16 protein-coding genes are annotated in these 16882 nt (G+C 37.3%); 3 read left to right on the plus strand and 13 right to left on the minus strand.

Translation table 11 applies throughout. The features are described from left to right. The first annotated feature begins 12 nt into the window (after positions 1-12). Positions 13-435: a MaoC family dehydratase gene (locus ND812_RS08140; protein ID WP_265375042.1), complete on the plus strand. Its 423-nt coding sequence runs from the start codon at positions 13-15 to the stop codon at positions 433-435. Here ND812_RS08140 and ND812_RS08145 read toward each other — a convergent pair. Further along, positions 419-784 carry a DUF1292 domain-containing protein gene (locus ND812_RS08145; RefSeq protein ID WP_108958061.1) on the minus strand — a complete coding sequence of 122 codons (366 nt, stop codon included), beginning with the start codon at positions 782-784 and terminating at the stop codon, positions 419-421. The genes ND812_RS08140 and ND812_RS08145 overlap by 17 nt on opposite strands. Beyond that, entirely contained in the window at positions 784-1077 is a 294-nt protein-coding gene (locus ND812_RS08150; RefSeq protein WP_265375043.1) for an HNH endonuclease, read from the minus strand. The genes ND812_RS08145 and ND812_RS08150 overlap by 1 nt, the downstream gene beginning before the upstream one ends. 49 nt (positions 1078-1126) lie before the next feature. On the opposite strand from ND812_RS08150, the gene ND812_RS08155 reads away from it, so the two are divergent. Further along, positions 1127-2239 (plus strand): acyltransferase family protein, encoded by a 1113-nt coding sequence (locus tag ND812_RS08155; RefSeq protein WP_265375044.1) that lies wholly within the window; start codon positions 1127-1129, stop codon positions 2237-2239. Here ND812_RS08155 and ND812_RS08160 read toward each other — a convergent pair. Then, entirely contained in the window at positions 2236-3612 is a 1377-nt protein-coding gene (locus ND812_RS08160; RefSeq protein ID WP_265375045.1) for a flavin monoamine oxidase family protein, read from the minus strand. The genes ND812_RS08155 and ND812_RS08160 overlap by 4 nt on opposite strands. A gap of 82 nt (positions 3613-3694) precedes the next feature. Here ND812_RS08160 and ND812_RS08165 point away from each other — a divergent pair, with 82 nt between their 5' ends. Continuing rightward, on the plus strand, positions 3695-5830 hold the full coding sequence (locus tag ND812_RS08165; RefSeq protein ID WP_265375046.1) for a 7TM diverse intracellular signaling domain-containing protein: 2136 nt from the start codon (positions 3695-3697) through the stop codon (positions 5828-5830). Here ND812_RS08165 and ND812_RS08170 read toward each other — a convergent pair. The 10 genes from ND812_RS08170 to ND812_RS08215 form a co-directional block, all read right to left on the minus strand. Continuing rightward, a complete protein-coding gene (locus ND812_RS08170; RefSeq protein WP_265375047.1) occupies positions 5827-6753 on the minus strand; it encodes a 50S ribosomal protein L11 methyltransferase in 927 nt (308 codons plus the stop codon). The genes ND812_RS08165 and ND812_RS08170 overlap by 4 nt on opposite strands. A 2-nt stretch (positions 6754-6755) precedes the next feature. Continuing rightward, a complete protein-coding gene (locus ND812_RS08175) occupies positions 6756-7379 on the minus strand; it encodes a helix-turn-helix domain-containing protein (protein WP_100727632.1) in 624 nt (207 codons plus the stop codon). Positions 7380-7418: 39 nt separating this feature from the next. After that, complete coding sequence (gene rsmI / locus ND812_RS08180; protein ID WP_265375048.1) at positions 7419-8105, minus strand: 16S rRNA (cytidine(1402)-2'-O)-methyltransferase; 687 nt, start codon at positions 8103-8105, stop codon at positions 7419-7421. Then, positions 8102-8929 (minus strand): HAD family hydrolase, encoded by an 828-nt coding sequence (locus tag ND812_RS08185; protein WP_265375049.1) that lies wholly within the window; start codon positions 8927-8929, stop codon positions 8102-8104. Before ND812_RS08185 ends, rsmI begins: the two co-directional genes overlap by 4 nt. A 6-nt stretch (positions 8930-8935) precedes the next feature. Then, positions 8936-9721 carry a M23 family metallopeptidase gene (locus tag ND812_RS08190; protein ID WP_108958068.1) on the minus strand — a complete coding sequence of 262 codons (786 nt, stop codon included), beginning with the start codon at positions 9719-9721 and terminating at the stop codon, positions 8936-8938. 255 nt (positions 9722-9976) lie between these two features. Next, a complete protein-coding gene (locus tag ND812_RS08195; protein ID WP_265375050.1) occupies positions 9977-11221 on the minus strand; it encodes a sterol desaturase family protein in 1245 nt (414 codons plus the stop codon). Positions 11222-11239: 18 nt separating this feature from the next. Further along, positions 11240-12118, minus strand: coding sequence for a 16S rRNA (adenine(1518)-N(6)/adenine(1519)-N(6))-dimethyltransferase RsmA (gene rsmA / locus ND812_RS08200; protein WP_265375051.1), 879 nt, complete (start codon positions 12116-12118; stop codon positions 11240-11242). Further along, positions 12072-13901, minus strand: coding sequence for a ComEC/Rec2 family competence protein (locus ND812_RS08205; protein ID WP_265375052.1), 1830 nt, complete (start codon positions 13899-13901; stop codon positions 12072-12074). Before ND812_RS08205 ends, rsmA begins: the two co-directional genes overlap by 47 nt. Positions 13902-13944: 43 nt before the next feature. Then, entirely contained in the window at positions 13945-14913 is a 969-nt protein-coding gene (gene trpS, locus ND812_RS08210) for a tryptophan--tRNA ligase (protein WP_265375053.1), read from the minus strand. Beyond that, positions 14910-16880: a hypothetical protein gene (locus ND812_RS08215; RefSeq protein WP_265375054.1), complete on the minus strand. Its 1971-nt coding sequence runs from the start codon at positions 16878-16880 to the stop codon at positions 14910-14912. The genes trpS and ND812_RS08215 overlap by 4 nt, the downstream gene beginning before the upstream one ends. Positions 16881-16882: the final 2 nt, after the last annotated feature.

Genomic DNA, 16882 nt, shown 5'->3' on the forward strand with positions numbered 1-16882 from the left:
GTTGTAGGTTTTATGTACAATCAAGGAAAACGTTATTCAGAAATCCAAATTGGAGAAAAAGCATCTTTCACAAAAACAATTTCAGAAACAGATGTTTATCTTTTTGCTGGGATTAGTGGAGATTTTAATCCCTTACATGTGGATGAGGAATATGCCAAAACAACTAGTTTTGGAACAAGAATCGCACATGGGGGACTTGCTGCTTCCTTACTTGCTCCTGTATTGGGAATGAAGTTGCCTGGTATTGGAACAGTCGCCTTAGAAACAACAACCAAGTTTCGAAAACCAGTTTATTTTGGAGATACAATCACCTGTTTGGTGGAAGTTGTTGAAAAAGTCGAAAGGATAAAAGCAGTTAAAATGAAAATTGTTTGGTCCAATCAGAAAGGAGAAGTGGTGAGTAAAGGTGAAACTTTGGTCATTCCTCCTGGTTGAGGAATTGGCCAACTAAACCAATTTCATCTTCTACGAATTCACGGACTTCTTCCAGTTCATCTTCGTCCAAAATTTCTTCTAAGATTTCTTCTCCTGCTTCGTCTTGTCCAAGTCGCATCACAATGTAACCAGGCACTTCCGAATCTGGATCATCCATTTCTACATTTACAAATTGGTATTCTTGTTCTGTTGTGGGTATAAAAACAAGATAATCATTTCCCATTAAGGAAAAAGAATAAAAAACTTCCCACTGGTAACTATTTCCTTTTTCATCCACCAAATCAATTTCTTCCGATGTTCGATTGGGTAAAAAATCATCTGCTTGGAATCCAAATTCCTTATTTTCCATTAGCTAAAGAATTCCTTCTCAAATGGTAGACTATGTTTTTTTTTGAAATTACATTCTTTGCAAGCAGGAACTAAATTTGCTTTGACTGACTTCCCGCCTCGTATAAGTGGAATTAGATGGTCCATTGTTAACTCTTCTACTTTGAATTTTTTCCCACAATAATGGCAAATTCCTGAGGCACGTTTGTTTTTCCACCAAGCTGTATTTTTTAAGTCTTTGGCTTTTTTCCTTTCTCTACTGATTTCTTCATCGCTGACATCAGAGAAAAACGGTTCTAGCGGAGGATCGGTCATACCTTAAAAAAATCTGTTATTTTCCCTTCGTCAAGAAAAAGATGGAGGAATGGGACGACTCATATACCTAGATAATTTACGTTCTTTTGCCTTATTGCTTGGGATTGTTTTCCATTCTGCGATTGTTTACGCTTCAGATATCAAATATGCCATCCAAACAGAAGAACGAAGTGAGATTTTATCCTACTTCTGTTATTGGATCCATAGTTTTCGAATGCCAATGTTTTATATGATTTCAGGTTTTTTTTCAGCGATGGTCATTGAAAAAAAAGGAACATCATTTTATCTAGATGGAAGGTTTAAGAGAGTGTTTATCCCTACCATTTTTGGATTGGTATTTCTTGCTCCCATACAATACTTTTTGATGGAAAAATTAAATTCACCTAATTTAAGCATGATGGAGTTTTTGACTTCGTTCTTTACAAAAGATAAGTTTCAACATTCTCATATTTGGTTTTTGGTCGATTTGTTTTTGTTTAGCATGATTTATGTTCTGATACAAAAACCTTTGAATCGTTTTGCAAATTGGAAAGCTTTCCACACATTGCCTGGAAAGCTGTTTTATCTAATTTGTTTTTCTTTTTTTCTTGTACTTTTTGCACATACACAATTTGGAAAAGGGGAATCGATTTATGGTATTTTTAAATTAACCTTTGTTTACCAATTTGCATTTTTTATTGTGGGTGTGTTTTGTTTTTTTTGGAAGGAAATTCTTTTTGAAGTTTCTATGCCAAAAATTAAGCCTTATGCGATTTTGGTTTGGGCAATTTTAGTTTCTTTGTTACTCATGGAGTTAGAAATCTCCGATCCTCTATGGATTTATTTTTCCTATGCAAATCCAATGTATCGAATTCTCCATATTTTTCTATGGGTCCTTTCTCCTTTTTTATGGACTGTGTTTTTTGTATTCACCTTCGTTCGGTTCGGAAATGAAGAAGGTAAAATGGGAACATATATCATAGAGGCAAGTTTGCCAATTTACTTATTACACCATCCTATTTCTTTGATCTATGCCTATTTTATGAAAGAGAGTCCTTACCCGATTTGGGGTAAGTTTCTCTTTCATAATCTTTTTGTTTTGGTACTTAGTTTTTTACTGTATGAAATTTTAATCAAAAGATCGCGATCGTTACGTTTTATCTTTGGATTAAAAATAAATTAAGTTTTACTAATGGCTTGTATGGCAGAGGCAACTGCACTATCCATACTCCCTGTGTGTAATGCAAGATGTTCTCCTGCAAAAAATACCCTTTCAAACGGTTCGTTCCAAACATCTTTGATTCCATAACTACCTGGTGGAAACAGGGAAACAAACCCAGACCTACCTGTTGTTTTTTGAAAACTATGAAAATGGAAAGGGTTTTCTTGTACTAATTCGAAATTACCTAATTCTTCCAGAGCAGACGACATCAGATTTTTTTTCTGACGATCACTTCCTTTTTCAAATAAGGAAGCCTTATCTCCTGTTGAAATTGAAGTAAGAGCCGTTATATTTTGGCCAATCGCTTGGTCAGAAACATATAAAGTTTCAGCGGCCGTATTTGTGGATTGGAAAAAAATCGAATAACCACTGTTACTTTTTACAAAACAGATATTTTTTGAAATTTTACCAGTTTGCATACGGAGTGCAGAATATATTAGGTCCTTTGGTAAAGTTGGTGTCCATTTGATGTCTAACACAGCTGCAGAAGGCAATGTACAAACAATCAAATTTCCTTTGATGATACGTCCAGAGGATAACTCAACAGACACTTGGTTTTTCTGTTGGGAAACCTTTGTTGCTGATTCCCCAAGTAACAATTCTTGTCCTTTTAATTGAGTTACAAGGGCTTGGATGATTTGTTCTGCTCCACCACTAACCAAATACTTTGGTTTGAGTGCAGATTGCAGTGCTGAGAGGTCATCTAATACCGATTCACTGGAGATTTGGTTTAAGTCAGCACCCAAAATGATACGATATAGATCATTCATTGACCTTATTTCTTCTTCTGTTAATCCTTGGTACCTTGCATAGGATGAAAAATTGATTTTATCCAATCCTTGTTTTTGGCCTGTCCCTAAAGATTTGTGTAAGTCAATGACCTTATCTAATGTATCGATGGATGAACTAGAAATTTTATGTAGGTCGGAATTGTTTTTAGAGAGTGAAAAACGTTCTGTGACATTGGAATTCACTAATTCAAGACCCAATTGTTTGACAAGGCTCTTAATGTCTGTTTGGTTTTCACTGATCCATTCACCACCTAAGTCTTGTACAATTCCCAAACTAGGATTGGAATAAGTGGCAATTCTTCCTCCAAATTGGTCTCCTCTTTCGATGACTGTCACATCATATCCCGTTTGTTTTAGTAAATAGGCAGAATAAAGTCCAGACAAACCCCCACCTAGTACGATGGCTTTTTTTGCACCAGAATTTCGTGTTTTAGTTTCTGCGCTTACCACACCTGTGGATTGTCCGTAGAATTTTTTAGGGGAGAGAAGGCTTAAGCCCACTGCTGTGGCAGTCAAATTTTTGAGGAATGTTTTTCGATTCATAGAACTTTCCCCTATTTTACCACTCAAAACAAAAAAGGCTAGAAAAATTACAAAAATAGATTCTATTGGCCTTGGCTTTTTTATGCGAAATACAAAGACAATTTTTAATATTCCAATCCTCTCCTTCTTTTCTGCGTACCTTCTAATCCATCCTGCCAATTTCTTAATGGCGGCACCTAAAATTGATTTGGCTACTGAAATGAGTGGAGTCGTAATCTGGAACCAAGTTTTGGTTTTGGAAGATCCTACCCAATCCATTTCAGAGGCGACAATTGTATCTGGTGAAAAAGATGGAGAATTCAAACAACTCACTTCGCCTAATTTAGGTTTTTCTCAGTCGGTGTTTTGGGTCAAATTGGATGTTACCAATCCAAATTCTCAAGTGGTGCGATGGAATTTGTTATTTGATTTTCCACTGATAGACGAAATCCAAATTTTGGGTGATCCAGTTCCCAAAAATTCGTTACGAAAACTTGGTGACACTTCTCCTTTTTCCGAACGAAACGTGGAATACCGAAATCCAGTTTTTCCCTTCGAAACACTTCCTAAAACAAACTCTGTCTATTATCTCAAAATTAAATCCGAATCAACCATTCCATTGGCATTGGAACTTTGGACAGAACGAGAATTTAATGAAAAGATAAACAAGGAACAGATGATCTTCGGAATTTTTTACGGAATTTTGTTTGTGATGATTGCTTACAACTTTTTCATTTATATTTTTACGTATGAAAAAAGTTATCTACTGTATCTTTTTTTCATCAGCTCTATATTTTTCTTTCACCTAGTGAACAATGGATTTGCATTTCAATACATTTGGCCTAATTGGGTCTTTTGGGCAAATTATTCTTTGCCATTTTTTATCTGTTTGTCCTGCATCACGGGAATCATTTTTACTCATAATTATTTAAGTTTGAAAAAACACCTCCCAAAGGTTTCCAAATTGATGTGGGTTTGGGTAGGAATCCTTGTTTTGTTTTCTTTCATTACGTTTTTTTTACACTACCGAGTTGCGATGGTCACCTCTATATTGTTAACTGTTCCCACAGCACTTTTACTTGTGTATAGTGGAACGTATACATTTTTGGCAAATGTTCGAACTGCGCGGTATTATCTAATCTCTTGGTTGTTTTTTTTGTTAGGTGTTTTGTTATATTCTTTAAAAAGTTTGGGATTTTTATCAGACAATCATATCACAAGATGGACCATTCAAATTGGAACAGCCTTACAAACAATTTTATTATCATTAGGGTTGGCAGACAGAATCAATTTTTTAACCAGAAGTTTGCGGGAAAATCTAAGAGATTTATCTCATGCTAAAATAAAAATTGAAGAGTCTGAAAAACGTTTTAGAGAAATTTTCCAAGGTTCCGATGAAGTGATTTTGATGATGAACGAAGATTTTGAAATCATCAATGCGAATCGATCATTATCAAAACACCTTGGTTATCGATTAGATGATTTGAGAAACAAAAAAATTACAGAAATCCTTTATACAGGAAGAGACCAAAAATCAGATTATAACGTGATGTATGTGAATGACAAACTCACAGACTTAAAGATGACCGGATCTGCAATTAATTTTAGAACAGAGTTGTCACAAAAGTATGTAAAAGAACCAAAGGAAATGGTATGTCGTATCCAATACATTGATTTTGAAGAAACTAGAGAAGTGTTAATGACCTTATCTCCCGAAAATGAAGATACCATTATCCAACTCATTGATTCTGAAAAAATTGAACTTTCGATGAATAATTATCTTCGGAATGCAGAACTTGTTTCTCAAAAGATAACTTCCCAATTAGCAAAGTACTTAACCAACATAGAACAAACGGAAGTTCGGTCTTCTATACGAGAGATTATCATCAACGCGGTAGAACATGGAAATTTGAATATCAGTTTTGATGAAAAATCAAAAGCACTGTTGGAAGGAAATTACTTAGAGTTTTTACAAAAACGACAAGAGGACCCAAGGTATCGTCACAAAAAAGTAAAAATAGAATATTCTTTTAGCAGTGAATATGTCGCCTATCGAATCACCGATGAAGGTAGAGGATTTGATCATAAAAAACATATGGAAAAATCGTTAGATGAAATGAACGAGGCACATGTCCAACATGGAAGAGGGATCCTTATGACAAAATCGGTTTTTGACCGAATTGAATACAACGACAAAGGGAATCAGGTCAGTTTGATCAAATTTATAAATCGTGATTAATTTTTTTGCCAGTCGAGAACCCACCATTCATTCCATTCTTTGGAATAAAGGAGTTTTCCTGGCAAATGACTTTGTAATAAACTTAAAAATTCATCTTTTTTCTCTGTGATGATTCCTGAAAAAATAATTCTAGGTGCATTGATTTTTGCCAAGTGACGGATGTTTTGTGAAAGAACTGCAAACGTTATATTGGCAATTGCCAAATCATATTTTTCTTTGGAAAGTTTTGGATTGTCGATCCCTGATTCTTCTACACTAAACTGAAATCCTTTTGGGTATTCGTTTTCAGTCCAGTTAGACCATGCTGCTTTGACAGCATTTGGATCTATGTCCAAAGCAAAAATTTTACTCACTCCAAACTTAGCAAGACCTATGGATAAAATTCCAGAACCTGTTCCCACATCACAAGCTGATTGGAATAAAAACTTACCTTCTGCAAATAATGAATCCAAATGTTCTAAAATGAGTTTGGTGGTTTCATGGTGACCTGTTCCGAATGCCACACCAGGGTTAATAAAAAGAGGAATGCCTCCCGTAGGTTTCCATAATGCGATTGTATTCGGTTCATTTTTTTCCCATGTTGGAATCACCCAAAGTTTATTTCCAATAGGGAAGGGTTTGTAATATTCTTTGTATGCTTCTTCGTAATCCCTGGTTTCTATGATACGCGATTCCGAATTAGAATTGTTAGGTGCATGAAGTTTTAGAAAGATTAGAATTTTTAATTCCTTTTCTACTTCATCAGTTTGTAAATAAATACGAATATTTGTATTGTCTCGGATGAGGCCTTGGTCTTTTTCTTTTGGTGCTTCACCGTCAAAAAGAATTTCATAATACCCAGCACATTGTAAAGAATCTAGTAGTTCATAAAATGGATCTGATAATTCTTTCGGTAAATTGACTTTTAATTCTCGGTATTCCAAACTTAACCTATCTCATCCGTGTAATCCATCACCAAGTACATAAGAGTTTCTTGGTCTGTAGGATTAGAATATTCATGAGAAACATCTGCTTTAAAAAACACAGAGTCTTTTGGCTCAAGTTCCACTACCTTTTCTCCTACACGCAATCGAAGTTTCCCAGAGACAACAACGAGGTTTTCCGTCGTCCCTGTTTTGTGTGGTTCCGCAACTTCATGGCCACCAGGTTTTAAAATGAGTTCATAAAATTCTGTTTTGCGGTTTCCTAGGAATGGAAACAGGGCACGGCTTGCAAACACCTTTGAGTTGGAATATAAAACCTTGGAGTTTTCTGCTTTTAAGATATGGATTCCGTCTTGGTTTTTTTCTTTCAGGAGTTCCGAAAAAGGAACATTGAGCCCGTTTGCAATTTTCCATAAAACAGAGATGGTCGGCACTGATTTCCCTTGTTCAATTTGAGACAACATTGCTCGGCTGACACCACAACGGTTAGCGAGTTTGTCCAAAGAAAATCCTTTGGTATGGCGGATGAGTTTCAGGTTTTCTTTGACAACGTCTGTTATATAGTCGCCCGATTCTGAAATTAAAGGATCTAATCCGTCACTTGTTTGTTCTACTTTACTGACCATTGTCCAAGCGTCCAATATAACAGAGGTACTGTCAAGAAACTATCGTTTGTGCCTTTCTTTTTTCTCTTCGATGACAAACACAGGTGGGAGTTTCATCCCTTGTGGGAATTTTTTTTGGACTTCCTTGGCTGTCCCGCGAAAAGAAGTTTCATGTGCGAACGAAATTCCCAGAGCCAAAAAGATCATACGATCATTCGGAAGGATTTTGGCTAGAGTTTCCAGGCAATGTTTGGCGCGGTAAGGGGTTTCGTAAAAGGCGAGTGTGATCCCAAGGCCTAAGTATTGTTTTAAGGTTTTTTCCCTTTCCTTTTCTTCTCTCGGTAAAAATCCAAGGAATAAAAAAGGCGAAGTCGCAAAACCAGAACTGGTGAGAGCGGAGACAAGAGCCGTGGGGCCCGGTGCCGATCTCACTTCCACTCCCATTTCCCAAGCAAGTGGGACAAGCCACTTACCTGGGTCTTCGAGGCCTGGACTTCCAGAATCGGAAATGAGACAAGTGCGTTTTGTCATGGCGAGTTTCATTCCTATCTCATCCATCTCACTTCTGGATGTATGTTCATTGAGGAGGTCAAATGGTTTAGAAATCCCAAGTTTTTTCAGTAGGGTAGATGTGGTCCTTTGTTCTTCCCCTAAGATCCAATCTGCTTCTTCTAGCAATTGTTTGGTGCGCGGTGGAAGGTCTAAGTCGTTTCCAATGGAATTGGATACTAAATACAATCGATTCATTTGATTAAAGTTTGGTAGGTAAAATAAGGTTGGATGAGAATTCCTTTTGCACTGCAGGCTTTAACAAATTCAGGATCACCTTTATCAATGGCCACTCCGAATTCTTTAGCTTTGGTTAACATGGGATAGTCATTAAACGAATCACCAAATACCAAATCAGGATACTGGCCAATTCTTTCTTCTATTGCTTTAACTTTCCCTTCACCATAGGTATATGGTTCAATGAGTTCGTGAGTATACCTTCCATTTCCATCTAAGGTTTGTCTCATACCAATTACATTACTTTCTAACACGGGAAAGTGGTGGGCGATGGCAGCAATGCCAGGTTCAGGAGAAGCTGTTACAATGAACACTTTCCAATTGTGGTGGTGTAAGAATTGGATTAAATCTTTCATTTCCACTTGGGGAAACACTCCAGACTCATCTTCCGGTAAGTTCACTCGTTTCCAGGCACGTCTCGAGATTTCGTAATAATCTTCTTTTGATAGTCCTTGGAATAAAAAACAAGTCCAACGGTATCCTCTTTCAATTCCAAATTCTTTTAATTGGAAAGAATATTCTTCCCATATCAAATGTTCTTTTTCAGCTAAACTCAGTTTGGTGTGGTCTTTCCAAAGTTTTTTATCACGAAAAAATGGGGAGAGGTCAGTTGGTAAAAATATAAGATCTTCTCTGATGATTTGGTCCATGATTTTTTCGCCAAAATCATTACGGATGAGGGTATTATCAAAATCAAAACAGACAATGCCTGTTTTTTTAGGAATCAGTGTTGTCAGACGGTCATAAATTTCATCTGTCCAACTATGCTTTGTAAGGTTTGTCACAAATACTTAGTCTGCAAATCCGACAAGGTTTGTGGCAACACCTTCTTCAAATGGAGTGAGAAAGTTTTCAGGATTCAAATACACATTATGAAATCGAACTTCGAAATGGACATGAGGTCCTGTTGACTTTCCAGTGTTTCCTGAAAAAGCTATGATTTGCCCTTTTTTCACAATGTCACCAGGTTTGACGAGTAACTCCTGATTATGCCCATACACAGTATGGAAATGGTTCATGTCATGGTGGTAAATTTTTACAGCAAGACCGTAGTCTCCACCTCTCCCAGCTTCTTCTACCACTCCATCAGCTGCCGCAAGTACGATTGAGTTTTTCGGAATGGCGATGTCAAGGCCTGTATGCCAAGTGTTCCAACGCCTTCCAATCCGCGAAGAAATTCGAGATTTGTTATTGGGTAACACTGGCCAAATGAATTGGTCAATCGGAGAATCGATGGTTTCACGAAAGAGTTCTTTTTCTTGGAGGTTCCGCATGTATTCAGCGGAATAAGGGAAAAATAAGGAACGTTTCAAACGTTTGAGTTCGGTTTCCGTCAGGTGGTTGATTTCCATTACCTCTTGGGCAAGCACACCAAACTCAGATGCCTTTTCCAATAAGGATTTTTTCTCTGCATTCAGATCTACCCATAGGCCCCATTGGTCGTTATACCGTTGGAACACATGATTGTCCAAAAAAACAGGACCATTTTTTTGCTTTTGGTATGCCGCATAGGCCGAGTAGGTCACGACAAAGAGGATTAGGACCAGTATGATATAGTAACTGCGATTTCGCTTCATCTCATTTCGCCTCAAAAACTATGGTGCAATGCCAAATTCTCATGGCCACCCACCTGGTCAAGGCGAAGAGGTCTGAAACTTGCGTCAATCATGGCTTTTATGTGACATAAGAAAGTGGGTCCGGTCTCTGTCATTTCCTTTTCTTGGAAGGAAATGAAAAATTAACGTTGTTAATTAGAATGGAATGGTTTTAGAAACAGGGAAAATGAGAAGGGAAAGGACCGATTGGTTTTCGATCCTTTCTTTTGGTTCTGATTAGGAGGTAGCTTGTGTTTTCTGTTGGCCTGTGCGGTAGAGATAAATCCCAGCAATCACCAAACAAACAATGCCAATGGCATAATAAGCCCAATTGACATCGAAGTAACCAAGCACTAAAAATCCAAAGAGTAATCTTGTAATCTCAAGGGCTCCCGCCCAAGTTTTGTTTTCAATCAGTGCATTGATGGAAACAAGGGAAAGTGTCACCCAAATGGTAACAAGGACTTGAGAGACAAAACTGAACTTCGGAACAAAGAGTAAAAACGCAAACGAGAGTAGTAAGACCAAAACAAACCAAGTGGTTGTATAGGTTTTTACTTCCGTAGCCGGTTTTGGGTCATACTTTTGAAACGAATTTGGACTTACTTCAGGGATAGGTAAAAATCCAGCTGGTTGGTTTCCTTGCCTTGGGTACCAACCTGGTGGTTTTAAAAAGACACGGATTTTATCCATAAAGTATTCGGCGGCAAAGGCTTGTTTTAGAAGTTCCCAGTAGTAGTGGAAGTTTGCATACACAGGGTTAAAACTGCGAAGTGGTTTTACGGTTCCATACACACAAGGTTCTGTTTCTTCTTGGAAAGTCCCAAACATTCGGTCAAAGAGGATAAAAATCCCACCATGGTTTTTGTCGATGTAGATCGGGTTAATCGCGTGGTGAACTCGGTGGTGAGAAGGTGTCGAAAGGATGTACTCACCAATCTTTCCAATTTTACCAACTGCTTTTGTGTGTACCCAAAATTGGTAGATAAGATTGATTTGTCCACTGGCAAGATACATCCATGGATGAAACCCAATCAGAGCAAGTGGTACATAAAATACCCAAGTCACAAGGCCACCAAGACCAGTTTGTCTGAGGGCAACCACAAGGTTGTATTCTTCACTATGGTGGTGGATGACATGCCCTGCCCAAAGGAAATTCACTTCATGTGCTAAGCGGTGTGACCAATAATAACAGAAATCTTGACCGACAATACAAAGCACCCATGCCCAAGGGTTTGTCATGGCAAATTCAAAAAATCGAAAGTGTTCATAGATATAAAAATAGGCATATAAACCCACACCCTTTTGGAAAAGGCCCCAAATTTGTGAAATGATTCCCGTACTCAAATCGGCAATCGAATCATTCAACCGGTACAGGTCTTTGTTCCTGCGGTAACCGATGTACACTTCAATGCCAATCAAAAGGAAAAAAACGGGGATGGCATACGTTACAATGGGAGGGGGTGTGAAATTCTCAAACATAGCGGACTATATTTGACATCATTTTGACAAAATGTCAAGTAAATGTTGACCAAGATTCAGAAATTGTTCACGGTTCAATTCTTCAGGTCGTTTGGTCGGAGGGATTTCGGAACGGACCAATGCTTCTGCCAGTGCCTCACGGAAAATGGGATCCTCGGAAAAGGGAGATTCCCGTAAACTCACTTGGATTTGTTTTCGTTTGCCCCAAAACACAGTTCGTAACATGCGAGACCAAATTTCCACTTCCACTTCTGATTGAGGAGACCAGTGCTGTTTTCCCTTTTCTTTTTTGGGAGAGAGTAAAATGAGAGCGGAATGGATTTTGGGAATGGGAAAAAAACAATTTTTATGGACTGTCTTTAGGTATTTCACTTCGCAGAAGGCAGATAAAAATACGGAGAGAGAAGAGGTTTCTTTCACAAGTCGTTCTGCAAACTCCTTTTGTACCATAAAAATTCCACCTTGGAAGTTTCGGCAATGGATGATCAGTGTGTTGATGATTTCTGTTGTGAGGTGGTAAGGTAGGTTTCCAAATACAAAAACTTTTTTCGGAAAAATATGGTGTAAATTTTCTAAGGCATCACCTGCAAATAAATTTGCTTTCGGAAACTTAGGTAAAATTTCATCCTTTGCCAATTCTATGTAAGCAAAATCAATTTCAAATAAATCAGTATGTTTTCCTAAACTCAAAATTGGATAGGTTAAAGTTCCAAGGCCAATTCCAATTTCTGCCAAAGAAACATCATCTTCAGCAAACAAAGGTTTTGCTGTATTTACAATGTATTCCACAATGTTATTATCAATTAGGAAATTTTGACCAAATTTTTTTTGGGCCCTGATTCCTTTTTGTTCAAAGAAGGTTTGGATTTGTGAGATAGTGGAATAAGGAGATTTCAAATTGATCCTCAACGATGATGATTTTCCATGCGTTAGAAATCCCAAGTAGTTTTTGGTAGATGATCCATTCTTTTGCTTCCTTTTTTTTCCAAGGAGGGAAATCGAGAACAAGGATTCCCTTCCATTTTGGTAAGGATTTGAATTTTTCTGATTCTTTTAAAGCACGTAATAAGGAGTTCACTTCCTTCGGATTGCCATCAAATCGAAATAATGTTACATCCTTTGTGAGATCGTTACCCAATCGGAGTGAAGATTGGATTTGGATTCCTTGTTTTTTAAATTGCCGAATGAAAGGGGAAACATGTGATTCAAAAAAAATCACATCCTTAATTTTTTCTTTTTTTTGCAGTCGTAAAACCGTTTGCAAACAGGTTTCGGATTCAAATAAGATTTGTTTGATTGGATGGATTGTTTTTGGGAGCCCGATCCGTTTGTGAGGAGAACAATTTCCATAAAGATACATTTTGTTCTCGAGAGTGATTGTAAAATAACCTTTGCCCGATTGGGTAAGAATTGGTAGAGAGTTAACTTCCTCGTACCAAAAACTAAATGGAAAAAATAGAAACAATACACAAAGGATCAATCGATTGGTGATTCTGTTTTGGTTAAGGTTGTATCGATGTAGACCCCCAAGGATCAAAATAAGAAGGATTGAAACAACCAATAGAAGGTTTGTCTCCGCTTTCCATTCTTTGTAAGCTCGTTCGAAATTTGATAAGGATTGGAAGATTTTTAAAAAAAGGGAAAGTAGGTAACTTGCCGGAATCCAAATCCAATGCGATAAAATAAGGGAGAATGAACTTGGTAAAAAACTTTGGAGGAGAAGTGTCGTATACAAACTAGGAAGTAAGATTCCAGCAAGTGGAACCAGACAATAATTGATCCAAATCCCTCCAAATGAGTAAGAGTGAAAATAATACACAAGAATTGGGAACGTACATAAGGAACAAACAATTGTCAGTGTAAAATTTTCCTTCAAGAAGGATTTGTTAGTTTTTAAAACCATCTGGTCCAAACTGGGTTTGAGATAAAAGATTCCAAAAACTGCACTAAATGAGAGTAAAAATCCAATGCTTAAAAAATCAGAGAAACAAAAAAAGGCAATGGTCGCAGAGGATATGATCAGTAGATCACTAACGGCGATTTTGCGGTAAAATAATGAGGAGACTAATGTCAAAAATGCAAAGAGGTAAGCTCTAACAAAGGAGACAGGAAAGTTTAAAACATATAAATATAGAAAACCAAAACCAAGTGAGAGGAGGATGGATAACCATCGGTGTTTGGAAAAAATTAAGTTTCCTAAAAATTGAATGGATCCAATAAAAATTCCTAAATGGAGTCCTGAGGCAGCAAATAGGTGTAAGATGCCCGATTCCTTTGCTAGTTCTTTAAAATCTTTCGGGATTTCCTTTGTCGAACCAGTCACAAGACCCAAAACAATTCGAGATTCAAAGGGAGAGAGTGGCGATCTGTTTAGTTCCTGTTTTAAAAAATCGCGAAAAAAAAGTTTTGGAAATTTTTGTGAGAGTGTTTGGTTCGGTTCGGCAAAGAGTAAAAATAGAAACGATGCAAGAATCACCCAAGGGATTCGATGATTGTATTTTTTTGTGAGCTTTGGTGGCAGGATTATGAGTAGGCAAAAGAATAGAAGTTGGAACAAAAAGAGAAAGGCGTAAATCCCAGGGATTTTGTTTCCAATTTTGAATGTTGTAGCAGTAAGACAAATTCCAAAACAAAACCATCCAAAGTTAGAATTAGGAAGTAGTTTTGTATTGACTCTCACATAGAGAGAGGTCCAAAAATGAAAAACTTGGTCTCTTTTAAATTTAGAAAGGATAAATGCCGAGAGTGTTTCTCACTTCGCTTAATTTTTGTTCCGCAACTTCTTGTGCTTTTTGTTTTCCTGTTTTTAATACAGAATGAACGTAATCTAAGTTTTGTGAGAGTTCTTCTCTTTTGGATCGGAAAGGTGCAAAATGATTTAGTATGGATTCTAAGAGGTCTTTTTTTAAATCCCCATATCCAAATCCACCATGTTTGTATTTTTGTTTTTGTACTTCTTTTTCAGAATTCGTTAAGAATAAAGAATGAATTTGGTAAATGATGGACTGGTCTGGATCTTTTGGCTCTTCGATGGCTTTTGAATCACTGACAATTGACATCACTTTCTTTTTGATCTCTTTTTCTGTACCAAAAAAATCAATCGTATTGTTATACGATTTAGACATCTTTGCACCATCTACACCAGGAACCGTTGCAGTGTTTTCATCAATGTCCGGTTCAGGGAGCGTTAATAAAGATCCAAATTGTGAGTTGAATTTTTCTGCAATGTCCCGAGCAAATTCCAAATGTTGTTTTTGGTCTTTCCCGACAGGAACTTTTTCTGCTGAAAACAGTAAGATGTCACTTGCCATTAAGATCGGATAAGTAAAAAGACCAGCACCTGGAACAAATCCTTTGGCAACTTTGTCTTTAAAAGAATGGGCAAGTTGCAATTGCGAAACTGTAATCGATTGTGATAAATACCAAGTAAGTTCTGTGACTTGGGGAACATCACTTTGAACCCAAAAAACAGATTTGTTTGGATCAACACCTAGTGCCAGTAAGTCGATAGCACAACCCAAAGTGTAGTCTTTTAGTTCTTCTTTAGAACGAAAGGTAGTTAATGCATGAAGGTTTGCGATGAATAAAAATAATTCTTCCCTTGATTGGTAATCTAAGATTTTTTTGATCGCTGAGAAGTAGTTTCCTAAATGTAATTTTCCTGACGGTTGTAATCCTGTGAGAACTCTCAAGTATCTTCCTCTTCCCCTGTTGTTTCGTTAGTTTCACTCGTTTCCGAACTGTTTGTCTCACCTGACGTTGGTTCTGGATTCCCACTATCTTTGTGAAAAGTAGAGTAGGTAAGCCTTTCGTATTCTTTATTGAGTTTGATCAGTTCTTGTTCAATTTTTCTATGAGCTGTTAGTTTGGATGTAGTCGTTGGGTCTTTAAAGATAACAGCATAATTATACAAATACTTAGTAAATTGAATGAAAACATCTTCCACTTTCATTCCATTGATTCGTTCTTTTGCTACAACTGCTTTGTCATAGTGAGGGATAAACCTTTGGGCAATTTTCACTTCTTCGATGACTTTGTCTTTTGTAGAAATGATTTTGTCGTTTGATTTTCCTTTTGATTCAGTCACCTTTGCCATGAGGTGGTTTTCGATGATGATATTGAGTTTTCCTGCAAAACTTCCAAAAAATTCAGATGCATCTTGGAGGGCTTGGACAATTGGTCCAGCAATTTGATCACTTGCAGCATTCCCTGTGCTATAATCCATCCCATATTGTTGGAAACTGTATTGGAAACTTGGGAATTTTTTATTAAAATTATCTATGGTTCGAACGAGTGTATTGAGTTGGTCAATTTCGTTTCTAAAAAGACCAGGTTGGATGATGAGAAGTTCTTGGTTTTGGTTTTTATCACCTAACCGAACATAACCTTCGATGAGATTGATATAAACTGTTTGTAAGTCGCGAAGTAATAAGTAAACAAGGCGGTGGGGTTGCGATTTGTAACTGTTTTTAACAGTTTGGCTTTTTGCCGATTCAGGCATATGATGAGCCATAAAATCATCTACAACTTGGTTCAAAAAATCAAAACTGATTTTTCCTTTATCATCAATGGAAAAATACCTGGATCTAAGATTTTGTAATTCTTCCTTTTTGAAGGTTCTAGTGTTGATATCGTCAGAAATTTTGGCTACGGTGATTTCCACTTCTTTTTGGATTTCACGAGCGGCTTGGAATTTATGTTCTTGGATGGGAGGAACTCGTAAGTCAGTAACAATCTCTGGCCAGGTGAACATTTTTTTCTTTGCTACTATATAAAAAGCAGTGATCGCATCAGATAACTTTGGTTTGTTGTTCTCTAAATTAATCGCATAGTTCACACCTTCCATAATTTTGTTTAGTTTGGGTGTGAGTTTTTCATCCATCTTCACGATGTCGGGTAGGTTGGACAAAATGATATCTTTTGCATCATCTCTTTGTAAAAAGCGTACATAAAACATCTGCATTTTGAGAGAACGTTCCAAGAAAATATCTGCAGAAATTTTATCCAAGATGAGCGCATCAAGTGATGCAAAGGCATTAAAAAACTTATTAAAATTATTGATGATATTATAAACGAGTGGTGTCCAAATCCTCCAACCTTGTTGTTCTGAAACACGGAGGGCTTGGATGGTTGGAATGAGGACATCTTCTTTGAGTCCGCGAAAAATCCGTTCTACGTTATTTGAGATCGCGGGATTTCTACCAAATAAACCAATATCAATGGTTCCCGTTTCTTTGGCAAATTTACCTATGGAACTGTTTGTATTATTCCCACCACCAAATAGACCTGCAAGTAGACCTCCACCTTGTTTCTGTTCGGTGGCCTTTTTCCTTGTTGGATTTTGTTTTTGTTTGGCACTGTCTATCGTAACTAAATCACTTGATCGTTTTGGTTTTGGATCGGGAGTAGATGTGCGAGAAATCACTTCCCTTCTTGGTTGTTCCCTTTCTGGTAATCCACGGTCACGACTGTCTTCTTTTTTGGGTTTGTTTTTATTTTCGTAGTCTTCGTCCACTTTACGGATGAGGTCAATCCGTATGAAGACATCATTCGATTTTAAAATCGCTTCATCAATGAGTTGTTGGTGCTCAGGTGTCCTGGTTTTGCGGTACAAATCCGCAAAAACACGATGCGCTTCGGTACGAGAAACTGGTGTCACAA

The organism is Leptospira limi, assembly GCF_026151395.1.
GTDB classification, from domain to species: Bacteria; Spirochaetota; Leptospiria; order Leptospirales; family Leptospiraceae; genus Leptospira_A; species Leptospira_A limi.

What these genes read in the sequence shown, in the direction of transcription:
- ND812_RS08140 (WP_265375042.1), top strand. Translation starts at nt 13, where the DNA reads ATGTACAATCAAGGAAAACGTTATTCAGAAATCCAAATTGGAGAAAAA.
- ND812_RS08145 (WP_108958061.1), bottom strand. Translation starts at nt 784, where the DNA reads ATGGAAAATAAGGAATTTGGATTCCAAGCAGATGATTTTTTACCCAAT.
- ND812_RS08150 (WP_265375043.1), bottom strand. Translation starts at nt 1,077, where the DNA reads ATGACCGATCCTCCGCTAGAACCGTTTTTCTCTGATGTCAGCGATGAA.
- ND812_RS08155 (WP_265375044.1), top strand. Translation starts at nt 1,127, where the DNA reads ATGGGACGACTCATATACCTAGATAATTTACGTTCTTTTGCCTTATTG.
- ND812_RS08160 (WP_265375045.1), bottom strand. Translation starts at nt 3,612, where the DNA reads ATGAATCGAAAAACATTCCTCAAAAATTTGACTGCCACAGCAGTGGGC.
- ND812_RS08165 (WP_265375046.1), top strand. Translation starts at nt 3,695, where the DNA reads ATGCGAAATACAAAGACAATTTTTAATATTCCAATCCTCTCCTTCTTT.
- ND812_RS08175 (WP_100727632.1), bottom strand. Translation starts at nt 7,379, where the DNA reads ATGGTCAGTAAAGTAGAACAAACAAGTGACGGATTAGATCCTTTAATT.
- rsmI (WP_265375048.1), bottom strand. Translation starts at nt 8,105, where the DNA reads ATGAATCGATTGTATTTAGTATCCAATTCCATTGGAAACGACTTAGAC.
- ND812_RS08190 (WP_108958068.1), bottom strand. Translation starts at nt 9,721, where the DNA reads ATGAAGCGAAATCGCAGTTACTATATCATACTGGTCCTAATCCTCTTT.
- ND812_RS08195 (WP_265375050.1), bottom strand. Translation starts at nt 11,221, where the DNA reads ATGTTTGAGAATTTCACACCCCCTCCCATTGTAACGTATGCCATCCCC.